Raw genomic sequence first — 19,928 nt, 5'->3', positions numbered from 1 at the left:
CTATGAAAGAGAAAACAAACGTTATGATATCCGGCGGTATGTATCTGTTCGGGCCCGCCGAGCAAACGGCCGGCCAGGACCTTACCCCGGCGATCCGGGTGCTTGAGGAAAAAATCAAACAAATGGAGCTGATGCACAGTGCTTAAAGCGGTTATTCTGCTTTCGGCCATCATCTTCACGGCGCCATACAAGGAAAAGCAGATTCAGCACTGGGAACAAATTGACGGTAGGTAACGAACGCACGCGGGAACGGGCCGATAAGGAAATAGTCAGAGATATGGAGGCGGAAGAATGAGAGAAGTTAAGTTTCGAGGAATGGGCATCAACGGAGAATGGTATTGCGGGAACCTATCAATCATTAAACAAAGAATTAAGAGCATGGGCATTGATCCTGGTTCTTATATCTCTAATAAAGCTGGGGTTCCATTCGCTTACAGTGTGAGGCAGGAAACAGTTGGGCAATTCACTGGATTAAAGGACAAAAACGGCCGGGAGATTTATGAGGGAGACATTGTAAGGAACCACCGTGATAATTCAAATGAGCTATTAGAAGTTTTATGGCAGGAAGAAGTGGCTGAACATGCTTCAGACGGGATCTATTGGACAAAAGAGGTGCCAGGTTTTAGATTCAAGCGAATAAAGCGAGGCTTGACTACTGTATTTGTAGCTCATGTTGATTTAGAAGTCATCGGCAATATTCACCAAAATCCTGAGCTTTTGGAGGCATCGCATGCCAGCAAATAAGTACGGCGCCAGAAAAACGCAGATGGACGGCATCACGTTCGATAGCCGGGCCGAAGCCAAATACTATGAGCAGCTGAAATGGCTCAAGATGAGCAAGCAGATCAAAGATTTCAAGCTGCAGCCGCGGTTCCTGCTTCAAGAAGCATTCAAAAAGAACGACAAGACTTTTCGGAAGATTGAATATATTGCAGATTTTGAGGTTCATAACTTGGATGGCAGCATCGAGATCATTGACATCAAGGGCGTTGAAACAAAGGAATTTGCCATCAAACGCAAGTTGTATGAGCGGCTTTACGATACGCCACTCAAGGTGCTGGCACTGGATAAGTCACTCGGCTTCATTGAGCTGGACGAGCTGAAAAAACTCAAAAGAAAGGCGGGGAAGACCACTGCAAAACGTGGTAATCGCAGACGATCGGCCGTTGTGGGTGCAGGAAGAAGATAAGCTCATGGCCTGCATGACGCTCTGTTCCAGTTACAAGCGATGCGCTAGCCGCATAGGAGCGGATTGCAAAAAGCTTGGAGGTTCAGAAATTCCCAAAATCAATTCAGGAGGTTATCGCTATGCAAGAAAAAATCGATCCATACAAGCCTGGTCCAGTTAAGGGGTGGAAAATGACGGCGGAGCAGTTGGCGGCATACGTCGAAAAGCATCCGATCATCTACCGCGAGGAATTAAAGCCATCTGCCGGTTTAACGATGCGCCTGCCGTCATAAAACGAAAAAAGCACCGAAGCCGAGGCCCCGGAGCTTTGATATGAACTGGTACTTCTATCATAGCACAGGGGGCGGCCAGAGTGAACAAGCCAACAGAAATAAAAAATCATGAAACAACTATTCAGCAAAGCATCGAGCCGGGGAAAGTCCGCATCATCGTTTTAGATGGCACCGAAGGGACTGCTCATCTAATGGACGCCCCGGAACATGGTAAAACAATCATTCAAACAATAAAAGGCGGCCTGGCTCGTTGTGATTACGAGATCGGCCATAAATTCAAATAGCAGGGGTTTCCCCTGCGGGGGAGGAACGGGCATGGATAAATTACAGGAAATTATAAGCGACTTGTCATTGTGGCATTTAGCTTCAAAAGAGGAATTGAAGCCACTCGATATAAATGCAGGACCTTGCTACATCATTGAGCAGAGTTATGTCAAAGACATAATGATCGGCTACATGAGAAAACAGCAGGCAATCATTGAGGAACACCAGCGCCAGCAGGATGTCACGGTCATTCAGTTTCGGCAGGCGCAGGAAGAGATTCAGCGGCTTACAAAAGAGAATGACAGGTTCAGAAAAGCCTTTCATCAGTTCGCAAATATGAAAATAGAGAGAACGGCGCCTGAATTGGTAATTCAAAGGTATTCCCGATATGCGAAGGAGCTTCTTGAAGGCAGAGGATTGGAGGGTGATGCGGAATGATGCCATTACAAGTAGAACTCCAGCGGAACGTGAAGGCCACGAAGGACGAAGCAATGACCGTCGAGCAGGCGGCCGAGCTTTTAAAGGTTCACCCGGACTACATCCCGACGCTTGTCGCTCGGTCTGACGATCTGAAAATGATTGGCGATCATACCATTATCGCTAAACGGGATAAAACAAATATCTGGCTTGTCGGGGCATGCGTGGGACTCATCTTCTTCACTATCTCCGTGCTGCCGAATTTGATCGGGGGTTAAGGGATGATTAAACAGCAACTGGGACTTTTCAGAGAAATCATTGTCGATAACTTCGCGGGCGGAGGCGGGGCCAGTACCGGAATTGAATTGGCTACCGGGCTTTCGGTGGACATTGCGATTAACCATGATCCGGCGGCCATCGCCATGCACCAAGTAAACCACCCTGATACAGAACATTATTGTGAGTCTGTTTGGGAAGTAGACCCGAGGGAAGCAGCCAAGGGGCGGCCGATTGGTTTAGCCTGGTTCTCCCCGGACTGCAAGCATTTTTCAAAAGCCAAGGGCGGCAAACCCGTCGAGAAGAGCATCCGGGGGCTTGCATGGGTAGCGGTCAGGTGGGCGGCAACGGTAAGCCCGCGGGTAATCATTCTTGAAAACGTCGAGGAATTTCAGACGTGGGGGCCTCTTGGGAAAGACGGAAGGCCGGACCCGGACAAAAAGGGGTATACGTTCCGTTCTTTTGTCAGAGCGTTAAACAGACACGGATACAAAGTCGAATGGAAAGAGCTGAAGGCGTGCGACTACGGCGCCCCAACAATTCGGAAAAGGCTGTTCTTAATCGCACGGCGGGACGGGCGGCCGATCATATGGCCCGAGCCGACACATGGCGACCCAAAAAGCGCAGCAGTGAAATCCGGAAAGCTTAAACCGTGGCGGACTGCCTCCGAGATCATGGACTGGTCATTGGAAACACCGTCGATTTTCAACAGGAAAAAGCCTCTTTCTGAAAATACAATGCGGCGCATCGCCCGAGGCATACAACGTTTTGTCGTTGACAGTAAAAAACCTTTTGTTATAGGGGAGCGCGGTAATTCACTCATTCAAATGGGATACGGCGATCCGGAAGGCCGGCGGGTACTCGATCTGAAAAAACCACTCGGCACCATAACGGCCGGCGGCAATAAATTCGCCATTGCCACAAGTCACTTGATCAAGCTCCGCGGCACATGCAGAGACGGCCAAACGGTGACGAACCCAATGCCTACAATAACGGCGGGCGGCTTGCACGTTGGCGAAGTCAGGGCTTTCCTGACGAAATATTACGGGTCAGATACGGGGCAGGCTCTCAGTGACCCTCTGCATACAGTCACCACAAAAGACAGATTCGGCCTGGTCACGATTAAAGGCGAAAACTATCAGATCGCTGACATCGGAATGCGGATGCTTCAGCCTCATGAATTATTTGCGGCTCAGGGATTCCCGACTAATTACGTGATTGATAGAGATATAAACGGCGTAGCGTATTCGAAAAAGAAACAGATTGAGCGATGTGGCAACGCAGTTCCGCCGCCCTTCGCCGAGCAGCTTGTCAGGGCAAACCTTCCTGAATTCTGCGTAAGTGAACATATGACCAAGTTTACAAGACTAAAGGCTAATTAGGAGGGAAGGCCATGAAACAGGATTACAGGCAGGCTTTCGAACAAGCATTGGCTGTCTTCCGTGAAAAGCACGGACCGGAAACAGGCGGCATGCTACTTATGTGTCATGTGCATGAATTTCTACAAAATACCGTCGGCGGGCGGAAATAAGGGAGCGAAAAATCATTATGGAAAGCTTATGTTGTGAAACGTGCGGATTAGATACCCATGAAAATACTGCACCTATCTTTGAAAAGCCTTTAAGGTTTGCTCTGCGATCAGACATTAAAAAGCTAAAACAAAACACTGGCGATCATCGAAAACAAGAAAATATTTGTCTTGACTGTTTCACTGCTGAATTGCAACAGGTCAGCAAGGATTGTAAAACACGGCTCACAATTAAATCAAAGGAGAGCGGACAATGAATCTACAAAAAATGTTTGAAATGCAAAAGGTGCTTGATGATCGGATCATCAAAGAAAAGGGGCTTGAGGGACAGGACTTGCTACCGAACCTCATTCTTGCTCTACAAGTGGAACTGGCCGAGTGTGCGAATGAATGGCGCGGCTTTAAGCATTGGAGTAATAATCAAAAGCCAAGAACAAAATTATCAACAACTGTTGGAGCGACTCCTGAAAATGCATCCTTTTTCCGATGTGAAAATCACTATTGCGGAAAATATTTAAACAAAGATGATTTTAAACACTTATTAGATCCGGATTATGAAATATGTCCTGTTTGCAATGCGGCTTATGTAACGGCTTTTCGTGATAAAAATCCATTGCTTGAGGAATACGTGGACTGCCTGCATTTTATCTTGAGCATCGGGAACCGGCTTGGCTGGAATGACACTGACACCATAGATGATGTAGTCGTGCAGCATTTAATTTCTGAAAAAGGGTTTGATACAGCAAAAACATTCTCTTGCTTGCTATCCATTGCTTATGGATTCCATTTCAGCAATGTAGAAAAGCGGACATATATCAGTTTATTCACGACTTTCTTTGAATTAGGCAACAAGCTCGGTTTTAAATGGGAGCAAATCGAAGCGGCTTACATGGACAAGAACGCCGTCAATCATCAGCGGCAGCAGGAGGGGTATTGATGGATATTCAAAAAATCCAATCAGCGGCAATCAAAGTAATCAATAGCATTCGTAATCGAGGTTTAGAGGTGGATGTCATTCAGTTTAGGGATGATGTATGGGATGCGATTGTTGAGGATAACAAGCGTATCGGTTTCCGGAACGAGCCTAATCCGAAATTCGCAGGGTGTAAAGCTGAAAGGCAGGAGTTATTAACGGTGTTTGCATTCCGAATCATAGCAGCAGGGGCATATAAAGGCGGAATTCATGAAATTGACATCATTGATGGAACAGATGATCTTTATTCAGTCGTCACACCAATAGGAGGGGTTATCTGATGAACCACACCGACAACCCGATCATTTCAGCCGTCATCAGCAAACTAAACGCACAACAGGAAAAGGGGCTTGCCAAGTACGGCCAGCCCGTCCAAGTTAATGCCTATGACCTGCGCGGCTGGTTGCAGCATGCACTTGAAGAAACTCTTGACCAGGCAGTCTATCTGGAAGCGGCTATCCAAACGCTGAACGACAATCAAAGTATTAAAGAAGTCATCAAAGGGTTCAATGAAATGGAAGCAGGTAGGGAAGACATCAAGAGACTAAATCGTCCCTGTCATTACGACGGTTGGGACCATGCAATGTCACATTTTAAACAGATTCTCAAATCAGCTCAATTATTGAAGGGGGAAGAACAATGAAATTCTATGAAATCCATGATCCATATTACGCGCTTATCAAAGCGAAAGACGAGGCGGATGCTGAAAGGATTTACAACGAGTATATTTCTGACACGGACGATTACGAAAATTTTCAAGACGATGAAATCCGAGAAGTGGAACGAGACTATGCGCTCATTATGTATTCGCAAGTAAAGGGTGAAGATGGAGAGCTGATGTCTTACACCTATATCTCAGGGACTTTCAACAATCCGGACATTGAAGTCCTTATCATGGACGGTTCGCTCCTATGAACAAAGCATGCAGAGTTTGGGACGGCGAGCAGATGTGTTATTGCGGTGATGAAGGCATATGCCTTTCCATCGGTGAATTGGGTTCAATTGAAGGAAAAGTTTTCGGATGGTCCGTATGGTTAAGAGGTTATGGTGTGATCGCACACAGCGGAGACGGAAAATCCGTTCTCATGAATGGAACTGATCAGTTTCAAACACACTCGAGACTGAAGCGAATTTATGCGGGCGATATCGTTAAACAGGAGGAAACAGCGCCCGGCGGTTTGTATGACCCGCAGCCATTCATAGGCGAAGTGAAAATGATTGACGGCTCATGGTGCATCGTCAATGAGAAAAAAGAAGAGTGCAGACCGTTGTTTTCTGAGACGGCGACAAATAAAGTCATCGGAGACATTTACCAAGATCCTGAGTTATTGGAGGGCGCGGAGTGATGGCATACAAAGATAAATCAATTCAACTTTTCAATCTGTTTGATGAATTGAGCGAACAGGTTAACAACGTCATGCATGACGCGGTGATTTATAGAAAGCGAAACAGACTCAATGTGATAGATCAAGGCGCAAAAGAGGCCGAGCGGATCACAAGAGAGATTCAAACGCTTGTCAATTCGATGCGGCGGAAGAAGGTGGACACGGAATGCCAAAAGTGAATGGAACATTAATCGGATACTATTGCGACGACTGCGAGGAATGGACATTCTTAGAAAGGCCTGCCAGCACGTCCGAAATTTATTGCCCTTTTTGTGGAGAACAAACTCTTGCGATAGATTCTGATGATTTAAGTTTACTGGAAGAGACGATGAAGGAGGGCGCGGAACAATGACAGAAAACGAAGAACTGCAAGCGGAAAACGAAGAATTACAAGAAAGATGCATCGAACTGGAAACGCGTAATGAGGATTTAGCGCGGACAATTAAGGAACAAAACAAAATGATCCGGGGGCAGAACTGGCGAATCTTGTTTTTCGCCCTTTCTTGGATCGTGTACGGCGCTGTGATTGCCGTGAATTATTTATGGGGGTGACGGAATGAAGTTTGCATTTAGAGTGTTGATAATTCTCATAATGTCGGCCGTTGCCGATTCCATAGGAATAATTCTGGCGTATTATTTCGACAATCAGAGTTTGAGATTAAATTGTGTGTCAGTTACCGCGGCGATCAGTGGGTACTTGGTTCGTGGATGGTGGCCGCCGGAAGAGAAGGAGGACGCGGTGTGAAGCTTAAATTGACAGAAAAACAATATAAGGCATTCACTAATTTATTGCAGATTGCTGGCGGAAATAAAGATTCGGTTATTTCTGAAATCATTCATTTTCACGGAATATGGGGAGACGCCGGAAATATGGAATATTCCCCTTTAAACAATATTCCTCGCTATTCATTAGTTGAAGCGGTAGTGAAGGGGGATTTCGAAAAGCTGAAGACACCATTAGAAGAAGTTGAAAGGCTGATAAGTGTATATGAGAGAAGAGCAGGTGCCATATCGCGGAAGGAAAATCCGTTGCACGAGGCTTTCAATGATTTTGTCGTTGAATTGAATGATCTGAAAGAGATCATTTTGAATCAGGAGGGTGCGGAATGAAGACTACATTATTCCCTAAGCCGTACAGCTCCATGATGGCTATAACAGCCAAAAAGCCGAATGATGAACCTTTGACGGCAGCTGTTCTTTTTAAATCAATGGACCAAGTATTTGCGGAATTAGAACCTGAAGCGCAACCGGAAATATTTGCCGACCCAATAATTCAGAGGGAATACGAAAGAAAAATGAGCAAAGACATTAAAATCTGGCGCGGCTCGGAAATAATATGGGCTTTTGACAGAGAGGATATAGCGGCCATCAAAGAAATTCCCGGTGGCTCTCGGTTGGAATTGAAGAACGGCGACTGGTTCAATAGCATGAATTCGGTCAAAAAAATGAAAGAGATTCTGGGATTGGGGGAAACAAAATGAAGAAAAATGAATCAGTTTCAGTGATTGACGCAATCAAATGCCCGCATTGCGAGTATTTAATGGACTATGACTCTTATCTTGATGAATACGAGATGTCAGGCGAATTCGAAATGGATTGTGAGAAGTGCCGCAAGCCTTTCCATGTCAATTTTTGCAGTTCGTTTCATTTCACTTCTGAAAAACTAAATGGAGTATCCGAAAGGACGGAGGATTAATAACTATGAAAAAGCTATTCAAATCAATCATTCTATCAGCAGCATTACTTCTGGGAGCCGCGGCCGTTGCGCCGTCTGCTTCTGCCGCATGGTCCGGTTGGCAAAACGAATCCGGGTACAGCGGCCGGGTGTTTACGGATGCCGCGACCTACACGGCCGGCGCCTCAACGGTGGACTGGAAAGCCGAGAAAAAAGGCTCAAGAACACTTTATTACACGGCCGGCGTATACAAGAAGCGCAGCGGCGGCGGGCTGACTGATACGAATCTGGTACAGCGGGGCAGCTTCAAAACGGCAACGCCTCTGAAATCATTCAACGTGAAAACGATCCGGAATAAGACCGGAAAGGGAACCTATGTCATCCAGCTTGACTGCTACTCTGATTCCGGCAAGCGGAACTACATCGGAACATTTGAATCAGCAAAATTCATTGTGAAGTAAGATAAATTCAAAGAAGAATCGGAGGAAAGTACAATGTTACAATTAACAAAAGAGCAGGCTGCGGCTTTTGAGAGCCTACGGAAAAGTGTTAGCTTAGGGAATTGGCAGGGAGAATGGGCCCCGTTAAACAGTCTTGATCCTGTCGCTCTTGCGACTGCCCTCGCTACCAACGAATACCAGATATTAAAGACGCCTGCCGATGAATTCGAAGAGGCTTTTGACGCAATTCGAGAAGAGGCTGAAACCAAAAGCTCCGAGGCCACAAGGTACTTGGATGAAGTGAACGGCTTTTGGGAGCAATATAAAGAGAAAGCCGGTCTTTAATGGTTTGGTAACCCTATTAAACCCGGATTATGGTAAAATATAAGCATATGAAGAGTTAAAAATGAGCCTGCTGGCATTACGCAGCCAATGAGCTTAGAAATAAATACGTCCAAGACGGAAAGCCTGCGGACACTGATCATTGCACAGAATTTTTTCTGCGCTCTGGTTGGTGTCCGTTTTTTGTTATCAGGAGGGATGACATGAAGCGGAAGAAAAAGGAGCCAGATAAAAACGTTTCTGAACGATCAGATCGCTTTTGGCAGCGGATGATGGGACAAAATATGCAAACTCTTAAAAGAGGCAAGGGTGGCGCTTTGAGACGCAAATAAAGGGAGTGTTTGGTGTGAAGTATGGATTCGCCTATCAAAATGGGAAAATCGTGAATCTTTTGTGCGGAAAAGAAGATTTATTCGAGAATATGAAAAGTTTCTTGATGGAAAAGTGCGGCCTAACAATTCAGGAAGTATCTAAAACTGAATATCTGGCAGAACAAAAAAAGAACGGTTGGAATGAGAAATATTCTATTTACGGGCAAAAGGAGAGTTTATAATGTCTGATCAAATGATGGCTTGGGAAATCGAAGAATGGATTCGTGATTATAATTTTATGCTGCGGGAGATCAGTCGATTAAGCCGCATTCTCAACAAAGTGGAGTTTACCGGGCAGAAGCTTGTGGCTACTTACGGTGACGAAGCAGGAATGCCGAGAGGATCAGCCGGAATAAGCCAGGCGGAATTACGTCAGATGGATCGTCGGGAAAAGCGGCTCCGTAAATACGAAACTATCGTTGATTTTCTTGAGCGCTCTACTGAAGAAATAGAGGACGAAAAAAACCGGATTGTCTTTGATTGCATGTTAGAAGGGATGAAGTTTCGTGAAATCGCGCTGCATCTTGGCGTTTCCCGCGAAACAGTCAGACGCATTAAAAATGATATTGTGTGCCATTTGTGCCAAATGTGCGAAACGTGTCAGCTTTTGCAATTATTGAATCAGATTAAATCCGCAGTGTAAACTGGAAGGCAGGACGGGGAGGCGAAATATTCCTGCGTCCCCACCAATTTCATATAGTGATCATTAAGCTCTATGCCCTTATTGGGTTTGGGGCTTTTTATGTTCTCTGTAAACCGATTCCGGTAAATCTCAGAAAAACTATCGGCGGTTAACGGTCTGAGTGCGGCGTCGGTTTAGAGAGAATATACAGCGCTGAGAGAAAATATGAAACGAGGTGATTTTCTTATGACTTACGGTGAAATATATATGTTATTTATGGCGAGGCATCCTCATTTAAAGCCATTCTATGTTGACTATAGGCCACATGGCCATATGAGTATAATCATTTGGTTTAAAGAAGGCATGGCATTAACCATCAAATATAATCAGGACAATGATGTTTTTGAATTGGTTAAAGATGCCGTACCATCGTCGTAAATCGGCTTGGCAGAAATATCTTTTTTCCAAAACAACTCAATTCAAAAGGAGGCGGCGGTGGATGTAGATGGCTGAAAAGCACATTCAGGCGTATAAGGATTACGCCAAAGGCATGAAATACAAGGACCTTGCCGAAAAATACGGGGTGTCAATGAACACCATTAAATCGTGGAAGCAGCGGCATGGTTGGGAACGAAAAAAGGGTGCACCCTCTGAAAAAAGTGTGCACACAAAAAAGGCAGGCGCCCCACCCGGTAATAAAAATGCATTGGGGAACAACGGCGGCGCCCCGGAGAGAAATCGAAACGCGGTTTCGCATGGGTTTTTCTCAAAGTATCTGCCAGAAGAAACGCTTGAAATCATGGAAGAGATTCAGGAGCGTTCCCCTGCTGATATGATATGGGATCAAATTCAGATTCAATACGCGGCCATTCTGCGGGCACAACGCATTATGTTTGTGCAGGATAAAAACGATACTACGAAAATTGTCTCTAAAATAAAAGGTGACCTCAGCATAAATGAGGACGGCAGTCTTTCAAAAGCTCACTTTGTGGAAGAGCTGCAGCACGATATACAATTCGCATGGGATAAGCAGGCGGCATTCCTGAATGCTCAATCTCGGGCAATGGGGGAGCTCCGGAGCTTGATCAAGCAATTTGACCAGCTGGCGCATGAGCAAGATGAGCGGCGCCTTAAATTGGAACAAATGCGCTTGAATATCGAGAAGACCAAGAAGGCTATTAACGGCGGCGACGAAAACACCAAAGAAAATGAGATTGCTACAATGTTAAGAAAAATGGTGGATGCCGATGGAACTGAATAAAAAGCAAAAGGAAGTTTGGGACAGCTTCATAAAAGAGCAGCCCAAAATTTTAATTTGTAGCGGCGCAAAGAGGGCAGGAAAAACATTCGTGCTCCTTTTGGCGTTTCTTGCTCACGTCAGCAAGTATCAAAACATGGGATTGAATTTTGTTATTGGCGGGGCGAACCTGGGGACTATCAGGCGGAACGTTCTGAATGATTTAGAACAGATTCTCGGCAAGGAATTGAAACTCAATAAGTCGAGCGCCGTTGAGATATTCGGTAATCAGGTATATTGCTTTGACGGAGCAAACGCAAATTCATGGAAAAAGGCGCGGGGGTTTACGTCAGCCGGCGCGTTTCTGAATGAGGCGACCGCCCTGCATGATTCATTTGTAAAAGAAGTCATTTCCCGGTGCTCTTATAAAGGCGCTGTGGTCATGATGGATACAAACCCCGAAAACCCGATGCACACCGTCAAAACCGATTATATCGACAAAGACGGGCAAAAGTTGAAGAGCGGCCGGCTGAACATCCGATCATTTCATTTCTCGCTGTTCGATAACAATTTTCTTGATCCGGAGTATGTGGAGAGTATCGTGGCATCGACGCCCAGCGGCATGTTTACCGATCGAGATATAAACGGATATTGGGTGGCGTCTGAAGGAGTCATTTACCGGGACTTCAATAAGGACATTCACTATATCAGTTCTGAGGAATTGGAGAACAGGCGCGTCAACTTCAAGAAGTATTTCGCCGGTGTTGACTGGGGATATGAGCACCCGGGTTCTATTGTCGTAATCGGGCAAGATGACCAAGGGTGTTTTTATTTGCTCGAAGAACACACCAAGCAACATGAAGAAATTGATTACTGGGTGAAAGTAGCAAAAGGCGTAAAGAAGCGGTACGGCAATATTAATTTTTACTGCGATTCTGCGCGGCCGGAGCATGTGCAGCGCTTCAGGCGGGAGAAGTTGCGAGCTCTGAACGCTGATAAGGCGATCGTATCCGGTATTGAAGAAGTGGCCCGGCTGTTTAAGCGAAATGAATTATTCATCGTGAAAGACAAGGTTGAGCGCTTCAAAAAAGAAATTTTCATGTATGTATGGAATCCCAAGACCGGCGACCCTGTGAAGGAATGGGACGACGTGCTGGATGCTCTCCGGTACGCTCTGTATACCCACAACAAGCCGAAACACAGAAAGGGGGAGTGACCAATGAAGGAATATATAAATCTAATTCGCCAGAGTGGAATCAACGGTGACATTATCAAGATGATGATTAATGAACACGTCCCTGTTCGTGAAAAATTGATGAAGCTATATGCAAGATATAAGGCTGATCCGGCAGGCGTTCCCATATTAACACGTTCCATCATTGATTATGGCAGCGCGGGAACCGATAAGGTGCAGCGTATTGATGACAAGGTAAACAATAAGCTGAACAACTCATTTGACTCTGAAATCATTGATACTAAGACAGGCTATATGTTTGGACATCCCATTTCTTATGAAACTGAAGATAAGCAATTGAAAGACCAAGTGAGTATTTTCAATACGAGAAATAACATTGAGGACGCCGATTCCGAACTCGGGAAAATGGCTTCCATCTGCGGTTACGGCGCCCGCCTGCTGTTTGTTAATGAAGACGGAAACGAATGCCTGCGAAACGTTGATCCGTGGGAATGCATTATTCTCGCTTTAGACGATATAACAGAGCCCACATATGCTTTGCGGTATTATTCAGTGTTTGAGTGGGTGAGCGGCAAAAAAGTCGAGTCATATCGGGCTGATTTCTACGATGAAACGTTCATTTATTCGTTTAAGTCGTCTGATAAAGCGAAGTACGATCTTATTGAGACGAAGCCGCATCTTTTCAATGGATGCCCGTTGTTTGGTGTTCCGAACAATAAAGAAATGAAAGGCGACACTGAAAAAGTCATTTCTTTAATTGATGCATACGACAGAACTTTGTCAGACGCATCGAACGAAATCGAACAGTTCCGGCTTGCATACTTGATTGTAAAAGGGGCTTCACTCGATGATGAGGATATGGAAAAGTTGAAAAAGAATGGCGTGTTTGAAGTCTTCGACGATAACGGCGACGTGAAGTTTTTAACCAAGGAAATAAACGACGCCATGATCGAAAATCATTTGAACCGGCTGGAAGAAAATATTTTACGTTTTGCGAAGACGGTCAATTTTTCTGACGGCTCTTTCGGGGGCACTATTACAGGCGTTGCCATGCGGTATAAACTTATGGCGCTGGAACACAAGGCAATTACTATGGAACGCAAAATGACCGCGGCATTCCGGTATCAGTATAAGATACTCTGTTCGGCATGGTCCAAAAGGATACTGGCCGACAAAGACGCGTATTTGAAGCTGTGGTTTCAATTCAAGCGGAATCTTCCAGCAAACATTCTCGAAGAGGCTCAAGCATCTGCGGAACTCAAAGGGCTGGTAAGCGAAGAAACGCGGCTTGCTCTACTATCGTTCATTGATGATGTGCGTTTTGAGATTGAAAGAATGAGAGCGGAAGCAGATGCCTACACCATTGACGATAATCATGATGACGACGAAGAACAGGAGGCGAATGAAAATGACAAGGTACAGGGAGAAGTCGACTGAATTTGAAGCGTTTAAAATAGGTGACACATGGCCGGATTGGTTCCGCATTGGCGTAGATAGCAAAGACATTACCATTATTACTCACTCTGATTTAAAAACAGGGGTATGGTACGAAATCAGAACATCAAGCGGGACAATTGCTGCTATGCCGAAAGACTACATTACACGCGGCAGTAAAGGCGAGATATATTCGTGCAATCCAATATGTTTTGAAAAGACATATGAAAGGGTGGATACAGAAATGAAAACTTCTGATCTTGCCGAAGAAGTTAGAATCAATGGATTATTGACGATGCTCGGAATTACTGCAAATCATGAGCTCACTGAATTTGAAGAGGTGTATGCTGAGCTTAAAGCGACTCTTTTCAAGAGGGATGAATCTCATATGAAAAAGACTTCAGCGAAAGGAGAACCAGCGATTTTCCCCAAGACATATACACAAGGCAAGTAAACGCGCAACTCATTCATGAGGGGCTTTTTTTATTTTAGGAGGGACAATATGAAATTTGGTCAAGCTTTGGATTTGATGAAGCAAGGTGAAAAAGCGTTTCGCTCGGGTTGGAATGGTAAAGGGATGTTTGCTGTTTATCAAAAAGGTTATCCAGAAGGTATTCCTTGTAACAAGCAAACGGCTGAAGCATGGGGGATGAATGAGGGGGATTTATTTAAAGTCCGTCCATATCTTCAGTTAAAAACCGCACAGGGTGACCATGCTATGTGGGTTCCGAGTGTTTCTGACATTCTTGCAGAGGATTGGGAGATCATTAAGTAAAGTCGCTAACGCGGCTTTTTTTATGCCTTTTTTTCGCGTTGTAGGCGTTAAAGAGCAACCGAAATACTTTTGAACTTGTTAGGGGCTTCGACAACTGATAAGGGCAAGGAGGACACACAGAAATGAAACGATTAAACACGGATAAGTCAGTCAGTCCGTCAATGAATTTCATGAAAAAAGAAAGGCTGCCACTGCGCATTAACCTTCAGCATTTTTCCGAACCTGGGGGCGCGGCTGATCCAACACCGGGAGCCCAGCCAGCAGGTGGAACCGGTACCGATCCGGCACCGCAGCCGAGCGGCGGAGAACTCTCGCTGGATGCAGTACGAGCTTTCCTAGAAACAAATGACGAGGGAAAGAAGCTGCTTCAATCAACATCTGATGCAAGGGTGACAGAGGCGATCAAGACGTATGAGAAAAATACGTTGCCGAAGAAACTTGAGGAAGAGATTTCAAAGCGGTTTCCTCCTGAAACAGAGGAACAAAAGCAATTACGTGAGTTGCAGGAAAAATTCCAGAACCTTGAGCAAGAGAAAACGCGGGAGTCGTTGAGAAATACGGCCCTTTCAATTGCAACTGAAAAGGGTTTGCCTACTAATCTTGTGGACTTTTTTATCGGTCAGGACGATGCGACCACAGAACAAAATTTGAATACCTTGGCCGAAGCCTTCAAGACTTTCGAACAAAGCATCGTAAACGATCATTTCAAAAAGAACGGCAGCACGCCGACACCATCAGGCGGAGCATCAGCCCCGTTAACAGAAGAAGACATTAAAAAGATGAGTACCGAGGAAGTCAATCAAAACTGGGATCGCATCCAAGCTCTTTATAAGAATCAATAGGAGGATAAAAACACATGGCATTAGATAATTTTATTCCGGTATTATGGAGTGCAAGACTGCTGAGCAATTTACAAAGAACTTTGGTTTATGGTCAAACGGGAGTCATTAACAGAGATTACGAGGGAGAAATCACTGCTGCTGGTGACTCTGTGACAATCAACAATATGGGGCGCGTTAGTGTGGGCGACTACACTAAAAATCAAGACATGGATAACGCGCAAACACTTGATTCTACAAGCCGTAAGCTTCTCATTGACCAGTCAAAATATTTCAACTTTCAGATTGATGACGTTGATAAAATTCAACAAAATCCAAAGTTGATGGACGCGGCTATGCAAGAGGCAGCATACGCTCTGAAAAATACTGCTGATTCATATATTGCTTCTCATTATGTGGATGCAGCTCATACGATCGGCAGCGATACAAAAGTTGTTTCACCAACAAAAAACGACGCGTACGAATATCTGGTTGATCTTTCGGTGAAATTGGATGAAGCAGACGTGCCGGAACAGGGGCGCTGGGTAGTTGTAACGCCTTGGTATGAAGGATTAATGCTAAAAGATGACCGTTTTGTGAAAGCTGGAAACATGTCTTCAGAACAACGCCTTTTAAATGGTGTTATCGGACAAGCTGCCGGATTCACGGTATTAAAATCAAACAATGCTCCACTTTCTAAACCAGAGGGTGGCACAGAAAATCATAAGATTATTGCTGGTCATGGCATGGCGTGGTCTTATGCAGACCAAGCAACCCAAGTCGAGGCGTATCGCCCTGAGAAACGTTTTGCTGATGCAGTTAAAGGGCTTCACTTGTACGGCGCCAAAGTAACAAGACCGGAAGCGCTCGCGGTATTAAGCGCAGCCCGTCCACAATAGGAGGGGCTTTTTTATGTGGATTCAAAATACTGATACCGGTTCAACTTGGTTTGTTGAGGATGAACACGGTAATAAGCTTTTGAAAGAGGACAGATACAAAAAAGTACAGTCGCCCATTAAAAAAGCTGAAAAAAACAGCAAAAAGGCAGCGGACAAAACAACAGATGAAGAGAATCAAGAATCTGCTGACGCTGGTGAAAAAGCATCTGACGAATAGGAGGGATAGCGGTGGATAAAGAACAAACTGAAAAAGAGCTTTTGAAGCCGTTAACCCGTAAGATGCAGGAGTTTTTACGGAAGCTGAAGCGGCTTTTTCGTGGTACTTCCGAAAAAATACTTTCCAAGTTGACTGCCCTGTTTGTCAGGCTTGATAAAGGGCGCGAAATCAGCCTTGCTGACGCGAATCGGAGTAATGATCTTTCTCAGATTAAGAAGGATATAGCATCATTGATTACTGCCCTTTCTGCAAAGGTTAAAACGGCTGTTCTTGATTTTCTGACTGAAACCTATGAGTCATCGTATAACTGGCTCATGCTTGGTATCTTATCGGCCGTCGGCTTTAAATTGTCCCGTTCATCGAAAGGGAAATTGCCTGTCGCATGGGCGGCGCCCGCGTCAATCTCGCAGACTATCACAAGCAAAAATATGCTCAAAGCAATCGAAACGGACCGTAAAAAGACAGTTCAGAAGATCAATCATACAATTGAACGCGGCTTTATTGAGCGGAAACGCTTTGTTCAGGTAGCGAAGGAGCTGGAAGCTGATGTGGGCGTCAGTTATAACCGTGCGCAGCGCATTGCCAGAACAGAAATGCATCGAGTGCGGGAGAAAGCGACACTGGACGCAGCTACGAAAGCTGATTCCAATGGTATTGCCATGAAAAAGATATGGCACAACATGGGTGACGAGCGGGTTCGTGAGGGAAGAAACGCGGATCATGTTCATTTAGAAGGCCAGGCTAGGTTTGTAAATGAGCTGTTTGATCTCGGTCAAGATAAAAACGGCAAATCTGTGAGGGCGCCGGCACCGGGACAAAGCGGAGATCCCTCAAATGATATAAATTGCAGGTGCTTCGCGACATATGAACCCGTGCTTTGAAAGGACTGAGAGAAATGGACCTGTCAGAATTAAAAATACGGTTGGGAATCCCCGAGGATGACACCTCGCAGGATGCGAAGCTACAAATTGACCTTGAAGACGCAATTTCTTTCGTTAAGGAAGAGTGTAATAACTCTTTTGTTGGACCAGACGGGGTTGAATCATTACCAGGTCCTGTGAAGAAAGGAATTGCTCTCATGATTGAAATAGACCGGGATAGCCCGAAAGGCGTCCAGGCTGAATCAATTGGCGGAATGAGCAAGACATACACGGCGGATGACGTAAGGTATAAACCCGCGTTTGATCTTTTTCGGCCATACAAAAAAATTCGTTTTAAACCATTGAGGTGATCAGATGGGGCGCCGAAATATCCGGGTGCGGGATACAAACCGTATACCGGAATTACTGAGGAACCTTGAGCCAAAAGGGAAAATGAAAGTCGGTGTTCTGGACGGCGACCGCCAAATGATCGCGGCTGTTCATGAATTCGGCTGCCGTATTGCTGTAACTGATCGCATGCGGAATTATCTTGCTGCCAAAGGTCTTTATCTCAAGAAGGATACACAATTTATTAATATCCCTGAACGGTCATTCTTACGGGCTGGCTGGGATGAAAATGAAGCTGAGATTGTTCAAAAGGTAGAGGAACTGGTCAATAGAGCCATAGAGAACGGCGATTCTATTAATGACATCATGAACGCGGTCGGATTACTGGCAAAAGGCCGGCTGCAGACTTATGCAAGAGACTTGCGGAGTCCTGCCAATCATCCTTTTACAACGGAGGAAAAAGGCTCTTCAAATCCGTTAGTAGATACCGGGGAAATGATCGGTTCTATGGATTACGAGGTTGAAAGCTAATGAAAAATCACTTTCAGTTCGGTGATCTGATTGAGAAATACAGCGTTGATTTTACATTGTTGCTCCCGGCGTCTGAGGGGTTTTATGACGATCTCGGAAAATGGGTAGAGGGCAAGCCGGTGGAATCGGAAGAAAAAGGCGCTATTGTCCCATTGCAGGCGCAATTAATTTATCAATCCGGCGGACGGCTTACACAGATGGACAGGCAACTGTACTTCCAGAAGAAAATCCCTTTCAAAGCTCAAGTGGTTTTTGATGGAGTAACCTTTTTGGTGGAAGCAATGACGCCATACGGGACATACGCCGATTTCAATTCCTATATCTTAAAGGCGGTGAGCAATTCAGATGGATTACAACAGCATAATCAGAACGGTTCTCAGAATGATTAAAGAGAAAACCGGCCATGTCGTTATCGAAGCAAACGGGACAGGTAAACAGCCTGAATACCCTTTTTGCACGTATACCGTTACTTCTCCGTATTTGCCGCAACACAGGGGTGTTGAGGAACAAGGAGTGTTAACGGAAGACATTGAGCTGGTTTTTTCTTTTACATGGATTTCAAACAGTCACATTGAAGTCATTTCTCTTGCTCAAGAAACAGCTTCTTACTTCAAAACTGCTGACGCGCGCCAGACGCTTCATGACAACGGCTTGGCGTGGGTGAGAAACGACGGTTTCGGTAATCGGGATACATTTATCACGATAGACACAGAACGTCGTCACGGCTTTGATATGCGTCTTAGAACGCGAGCGGCTTATGGCGAGACACAAGCGGATTTTTTTGATTCCGCGCAAATAGAAACCATAGGAGGTTAAACACATGCCACTTAGTGATGTAACGGTCAAAATCGACCTGGTGAAACCGTCGAATCTTAAAGGGTTAGGAACACCCCTAATTCTTGCGAAGGTTGCCGGACACAACACCTATAAAGAATATGGCTCAATAGAAGCTGTCAAAGCGGATTACCCAGAAGGAACACCCGCATATAAAAAGGCTGCTGCTATTTATGCACAGGGCGACAATGCTCCATCAAAAGTAGCCATCGGTACTTACGGAGGTAACCCGGAGAACGGGGAGAGCGACGGAGCGGGAGCGGCTGCCACATTTACGATTCGGAATGCTTTTGACGAGTATTTTGATAATGATTGGCACTTCCTCATTCTTGCTGATGCGACGGCAGACGAGAAGCTGGAAGCAGCAAAGGCGATGGAAGAAAAATCATACAAATTCCTCGTTCTGCAAGTAACAGATCGGGAAGAAGTCACTTCCTATACTGGGAAGGACCGGACAATCGTTTTTTATCATCCGATAACAAGCGAGCATCCGGACGCCGGGCTGGTTGGTGCCGTCGGCTCCCTGACAGTGGGTTCAGTTACTTGGAAGTTCAAAAACATTGTGGGAGTCACCCCGCAAGACCTGAAAGCGGACGAGCTGCAAAAGCTCCACAAAGAGGGAGCTATCGCTTATGTGACCAAAGCGGGCCACAGCGAGACGTCAGAGGGAATTACTGCTTCAGGTGAGTACATTGACGTCCTGCACGGCAAGGACTGGGTGAAATTAAATATTGAAACATCCATTCAATCGGCATTCTCAAATAACGGTAAAATCCCGTTCTCGAATGCCGGTTTTTCATTGTTGGGTGTTCAGGTTACGAATGTACTTCAAAAAGCCTTTTCAAATGGGATTGTCGCTTCTGATGAAGACGGTTTGCCCGTTTATACCATCAGCACAAAAAAACGCTCTGAAGTATCAGACGAGAACAGAAAAAATCGCGTGTATGACGGCCTTTCTTTCACGTTCGAATTAGCTGGCGCGGTTCATTCCGCCTCAATTACAGGCGAAATTTCAATCTAAAGGGG

Annotated in this window: 40 protein-coding genes; all 40 read left to right on the top strand. The window is 45.3% G+C overall.

The genetic code is table 11. From position 1 onward, the window contains the following. Positions 1-2 precede the first annotated feature (2 nt). The 40 genes from RUW00_RS17325 (at position 3) to RUW00_RS17130 (ending at position 19,923) form a co-directional block, all read left to right on the top strand. Positions 3-146 (top strand): hypothetical protein, encoded by a 144-nt coding sequence (locus RUW00_RS17325; protein ID WP_185855137.1) that lies wholly within the window; start codon positions 3-5, stop codon positions 144-146. Positions 147-291: 145 nt separating this feature from the next. Next, on the top strand, positions 292-744 hold the full coding sequence (locus tag RUW00_RS17320) for a YopX family protein (RefSeq protein ID WP_013351201.1): 453 nt from the start codon (positions 292-294) through the stop codon (positions 742-744). Next, the gene (locus RUW00_RS17315; RefSeq protein WP_161512396.1) at positions 731-1,189 is read left to right on the top strand and encodes a DUF1064 domain-containing protein; all 459 of its coding nucleotides are present in this window, start codon (positions 731-733) and stop codon (positions 1,187-1,189) included. Before RUW00_RS17320 ends, RUW00_RS17315 begins: the two co-directional genes overlap by 14 nt. Positions 1,190-1,308: 119 nt before the next feature. Continuing rightward, a complete protein-coding gene (locus RUW00_RS17310) occupies positions 1,309-1,461 on the top strand; it encodes a hypothetical protein (RefSeq protein WP_315956703.1) in 153 nt (50 codons plus the stop codon). An 80-nt stretch (positions 1,462-1,541) separates the two neighbouring features. Next, positions 1,542-1,745, top strand: a complete 204-nt coding sequence (locus RUW00_RS17305; RefSeq protein WP_003155894.1) for an XtrA/YqaO family protein — start codon at positions 1,542-1,544, stop codon at positions 1,743-1,745. A gap of 31 nt (positions 1,746-1,776) precedes the next feature. Further along, positions 1,777-2,163 carry a hypothetical protein gene (locus RUW00_RS17300; RefSeq protein WP_315956702.1) on the top strand — a complete coding sequence of 129 codons (387 nt, stop codon included), beginning with the start codon at positions 1,777-1,779 and terminating at the stop codon, positions 2,161-2,163. Further along, the gene (locus RUW00_RS17295) at positions 2,160-2,420 is read left to right on the top strand and encodes a hypothetical protein (RefSeq protein ID WP_017417489.1); all 261 of its coding nucleotides are present in this window, start codon (positions 2,160-2,162) and stop codon (positions 2,418-2,420) included. The genes RUW00_RS17300 and RUW00_RS17295 overlap by 4 nt, the downstream gene beginning before the upstream one ends. Before the next feature lie 3 nt (positions 2,421-2,423). Next, positions 2,424-3,800 (top strand): DNA cytosine methyltransferase, encoded by a 1,377-nt coding sequence (locus RUW00_RS17290; RefSeq protein WP_315956701.1) that lies wholly within the window; start codon positions 2,424-2,426, stop codon positions 3,798-3,800. Between the two features lie 11 nt (positions 3,801-3,811). Further along, positions 3,812-3,949, top strand: coding sequence for a hypothetical protein (locus RUW00_RS17285; protein WP_016938691.1), 138 nt, complete (start codon positions 3,812-3,814; stop codon positions 3,947-3,949). 250 nt (positions 3,950-4,199) lie between these two features. Then, the gene (locus tag RUW00_RS17280) at positions 4,200-4,883 is read left to right on the top strand and encodes a dUTP diphosphatase (RefSeq protein ID WP_315956700.1); all 684 of its coding nucleotides are present in this window, start codon (positions 4,200-4,202) and stop codon (positions 4,881-4,883) included. After that, a complete protein-coding gene (locus RUW00_RS17275; RefSeq protein WP_315956699.1) occupies positions 4,883-5,200 on the top strand; it encodes a hypothetical protein in 318 nt (105 codons plus the stop codon). Before RUW00_RS17280 ends, RUW00_RS17275 begins: the two co-directional genes overlap by 1 nt. Next, positions 5,200-5,562: a hypothetical protein gene (locus RUW00_RS17270; protein WP_315956698.1), complete on the top strand. Its 363-nt coding sequence runs from the start codon at positions 5,200-5,202 to the stop codon at positions 5,560-5,562. Before RUW00_RS17275 ends, RUW00_RS17270 begins: the two co-directional genes overlap by 1 nt. After that, positions 5,559-5,834 carry a hypothetical protein gene (locus RUW00_RS17265; protein ID WP_216119332.1) on the top strand — a complete coding sequence of 92 codons (276 nt, stop codon included), beginning with the start codon at positions 5,559-5,561 and terminating at the stop codon, positions 5,832-5,834. The genes RUW00_RS17270 and RUW00_RS17265 overlap by 4 nt, the downstream gene beginning before the upstream one ends. Next, entirely contained in the window at positions 5,831-6,265 is a 435-nt protein-coding gene (locus RUW00_RS17260) for a YopX family protein (protein ID WP_315956697.1), read from the top strand. The genes RUW00_RS17265 and RUW00_RS17260 overlap by 4 nt, the downstream gene beginning before the upstream one ends. Then, positions 6,265-6,483: a hypothetical protein gene (locus RUW00_RS17255; protein ID WP_017417270.1), complete on the top strand. Its 219-nt coding sequence runs from the start codon at positions 6,265-6,267 to the stop codon at positions 6,481-6,483. Before RUW00_RS17260 ends, RUW00_RS17255 begins: the two co-directional genes overlap by 1 nt. After that, entirely contained in the window at positions 6,471-6,656 is a 186-nt protein-coding gene (locus tag RUW00_RS17250) for a hypothetical protein (RefSeq protein ID WP_315956696.1), read from the top strand. The genes RUW00_RS17255 and RUW00_RS17250 overlap by 13 nt, the downstream gene beginning before the upstream one ends. Continuing rightward, the gene (locus RUW00_RS17245) at positions 6,653-6,856 is read left to right on the top strand and encodes a coiled-coil domain-containing protein (protein WP_315956695.1); all 204 of its coding nucleotides are present in this window, start codon (positions 6,653-6,655) and stop codon (positions 6,854-6,856) included. The genes RUW00_RS17250 and RUW00_RS17245 overlap by 4 nt, the downstream gene beginning before the upstream one ends. 189 nt (positions 6,857-7,045) lie before the next feature. Further along, positions 7,046-7,414, top strand: a complete 369-nt coding sequence (locus RUW00_RS17240) for a hypothetical protein (RefSeq protein WP_315956694.1) — start codon at positions 7,046-7,048, stop codon at positions 7,412-7,414. Beyond that, the gene (locus tag RUW00_RS17235) at positions 7,411-7,785 is read left to right on the top strand and encodes a hypothetical protein (protein ID WP_223257598.1); all 375 of its coding nucleotides are present in this window, start codon (positions 7,411-7,413) and stop codon (positions 7,783-7,785) included. The genes RUW00_RS17240 and RUW00_RS17235 overlap by 4 nt, the downstream gene beginning before the upstream one ends. Then, positions 7,782-8,000: a hypothetical protein gene (locus RUW00_RS17230; RefSeq protein ID WP_110085342.1), complete on the top strand. Its 219-nt coding sequence runs from the start codon at positions 7,782-7,784 to the stop codon at positions 7,998-8,000. Before RUW00_RS17235 ends, RUW00_RS17230 begins: the two co-directional genes overlap by 4 nt. A 5-nt stretch (positions 8,001-8,005) precedes the next feature. Continuing rightward, positions 8,006-8,440: a hypothetical protein gene (locus RUW00_RS17225; RefSeq protein ID WP_110085341.1), complete on the top strand. Its 435-nt coding sequence runs from the start codon at positions 8,006-8,008 to the stop codon at positions 8,438-8,440. Positions 8,441-8,473: 33 nt separating this feature from the next. Beyond that, the gene (locus RUW00_RS17220; RefSeq protein ID WP_103041999.1) at positions 8,474-8,764 is read left to right on the top strand and encodes an alpha/beta hydrolase family protein; all 291 of its coding nucleotides are present in this window, start codon (positions 8,474-8,476) and stop codon (positions 8,762-8,764) included. Between the two features lie 200 nt (positions 8,765-8,964). Then, complete coding sequence (locus RUW00_RS17215) at positions 8,965-9,093, top strand: hypothetical protein (protein ID WP_014470571.1); 129 nt, start codon at positions 8,965-8,967, stop codon at positions 9,091-9,093. Positions 9,094-9,107: 14 nt separating this feature from the next. Further along, positions 9,108-9,314: a hypothetical protein gene (locus tag RUW00_RS17210; RefSeq protein ID WP_315956693.1), complete on the top strand. Its 207-nt coding sequence runs from the start codon at positions 9,108-9,110 to the stop codon at positions 9,312-9,314. Then, positions 9,314-9,775, top strand: a complete 462-nt coding sequence (locus RUW00_RS17205) for a sigma factor-like helix-turn-helix DNA-binding protein (RefSeq protein WP_315956692.1) — start codon at positions 9,314-9,316, stop codon at positions 9,773-9,775. The genes RUW00_RS17210 and RUW00_RS17205 overlap by 1 nt, the downstream gene beginning before the upstream one ends. A gap of 225 nt (positions 9,776-10,000) precedes the next feature. Beyond that, positions 10,001-10,192 carry a hypothetical protein gene (locus RUW00_RS17200; RefSeq protein ID WP_315956691.1) on the top strand — a complete coding sequence of 64 codons (192 nt, stop codon included), beginning with the start codon at positions 10,001-10,003 and terminating at the stop codon, positions 10,190-10,192. A 67-nt stretch (positions 10,193-10,259) separates the two neighbouring features. After that, positions 10,260-11,015, top strand: a complete 756-nt coding sequence (gene terS, locus RUW00_RS17195; RefSeq protein WP_315956690.1) for a phage terminase small subunit — start codon at positions 10,260-10,262, stop codon at positions 11,013-11,015. Beyond that, a complete protein-coding gene (locus RUW00_RS17190) occupies positions 11,002-12,207 on the top strand; it encodes a PBSX family phage terminase large subunit (protein ID WP_315956689.1) in 1,206 nt (401 codons plus the stop codon). The genes terS and RUW00_RS17190 overlap by 14 nt, the downstream gene beginning before the upstream one ends. 3 nt (positions 12,208-12,210) lie before the next feature. Further along, positions 12,211-13,623 (top strand): phage portal protein, encoded by a 1,413-nt coding sequence (locus RUW00_RS17185; RefSeq protein WP_315956688.1) that lies wholly within the window; start codon positions 12,211-12,213, stop codon positions 13,621-13,623. After that, positions 13,595-14,074: a hypothetical protein gene (locus tag RUW00_RS17180; RefSeq protein WP_073982188.1), complete on the top strand. Its 480-nt coding sequence runs from the start codon at positions 13,595-13,597 to the stop codon at positions 14,072-14,074. Before RUW00_RS17185 ends, RUW00_RS17180 begins: the two co-directional genes overlap by 29 nt. Before the next feature lie 48 nt (positions 14,075-14,122). After that, entirely contained in the window at positions 14,123-14,395 is a 273-nt protein-coding gene (locus RUW00_RS17175) for a DUF2829 domain-containing protein (RefSeq protein ID WP_127010303.1), read from the top strand. A gap of 122 nt (positions 14,396-14,517) precedes the next feature. Beyond that, positions 14,518-15,237, top strand: coding sequence for a DUF4355 domain-containing protein (locus tag RUW00_RS17170; RefSeq protein WP_103042004.1), 720 nt, complete (start codon positions 14,518-14,520; stop codon positions 15,235-15,237). Positions 15,238-15,251: 14 nt separating this feature from the next. Continuing rightward, positions 15,252-16,112 carry a phage capsid protein gene (locus tag RUW00_RS17165; RefSeq protein WP_014470561.1) on the top strand — a complete coding sequence of 287 codons (861 nt, stop codon included), beginning with the start codon at positions 15,252-15,254 and terminating at the stop codon, positions 16,110-16,112. Positions 16,113-16,125: 13 nt separating this feature from the next. Continuing rightward, complete coding sequence (locus RUW00_RS17160; protein ID WP_014470560.1) at positions 16,126-16,329, top strand: DUF7302 family protein; 204 nt, start codon at positions 16,126-16,128, stop codon at positions 16,327-16,329. Between the two features lie 11 nt (positions 16,330-16,340). Continuing rightward, a complete protein-coding gene (locus tag RUW00_RS17155) occupies positions 16,341-17,210 on the top strand; it encodes a phage minor head protein (RefSeq protein WP_315956687.1) in 870 nt (289 codons plus the stop codon). Positions 17,211-17,224: 14 nt separating this feature from the next. Then, positions 17,225-17,560 carry a phage head-tail connector protein gene (locus tag RUW00_RS17150; protein WP_029575357.1) on the top strand — a complete coding sequence of 112 codons (336 nt, stop codon included), beginning with the start codon at positions 17,225-17,227 and terminating at the stop codon, positions 17,558-17,560. Between the two features lie 4 nt (positions 17,561-17,564). Beyond that, a complete protein-coding gene (locus tag RUW00_RS17145; protein WP_016938715.1) occupies positions 17,565-18,068 on the top strand; it encodes a hypothetical protein in 504 nt (167 codons plus the stop codon). Continuing rightward, positions 18,068-18,457, top strand: a complete 390-nt coding sequence (locus RUW00_RS17140) for a hypothetical protein (RefSeq protein WP_014470556.1) — start codon at positions 18,068-18,070, stop codon at positions 18,455-18,457. The genes RUW00_RS17145 and RUW00_RS17140 overlap by 1 nt, the downstream gene beginning before the upstream one ends. Further along, positions 18,414-18,884, top strand: a complete 471-nt coding sequence (locus RUW00_RS17135; RefSeq protein ID WP_073982182.1) for a phage neck terminator protein — start codon at positions 18,414-18,416, stop codon at positions 18,882-18,884. Before RUW00_RS17140 ends, RUW00_RS17135 begins: the two co-directional genes overlap by 44 nt. Before the next feature lie 4 nt (positions 18,885-18,888). Continuing rightward, entirely contained in the window at positions 18,889-19,923 is a 1,035-nt protein-coding gene (locus tag RUW00_RS17130) for a DUF3383 family protein (RefSeq protein WP_073982181.1), read from the top strand. Positions 19,924-19,928: the final 5 nt, after the last annotated feature.

It is taken from the genome of Bacillus sp. IS1, assembly GCF_032461585.1.
Taxonomy (GTDB): domain Bacteria; phylum Bacillota; class Bacilli; order Bacillales; family Bacillaceae; genus Bacillus; species Bacillus velezensis.
Note: the sequence above shows the minus strand (reverse complement) of the source record. Positions and strands in the feature narration are given on the sequence as shown.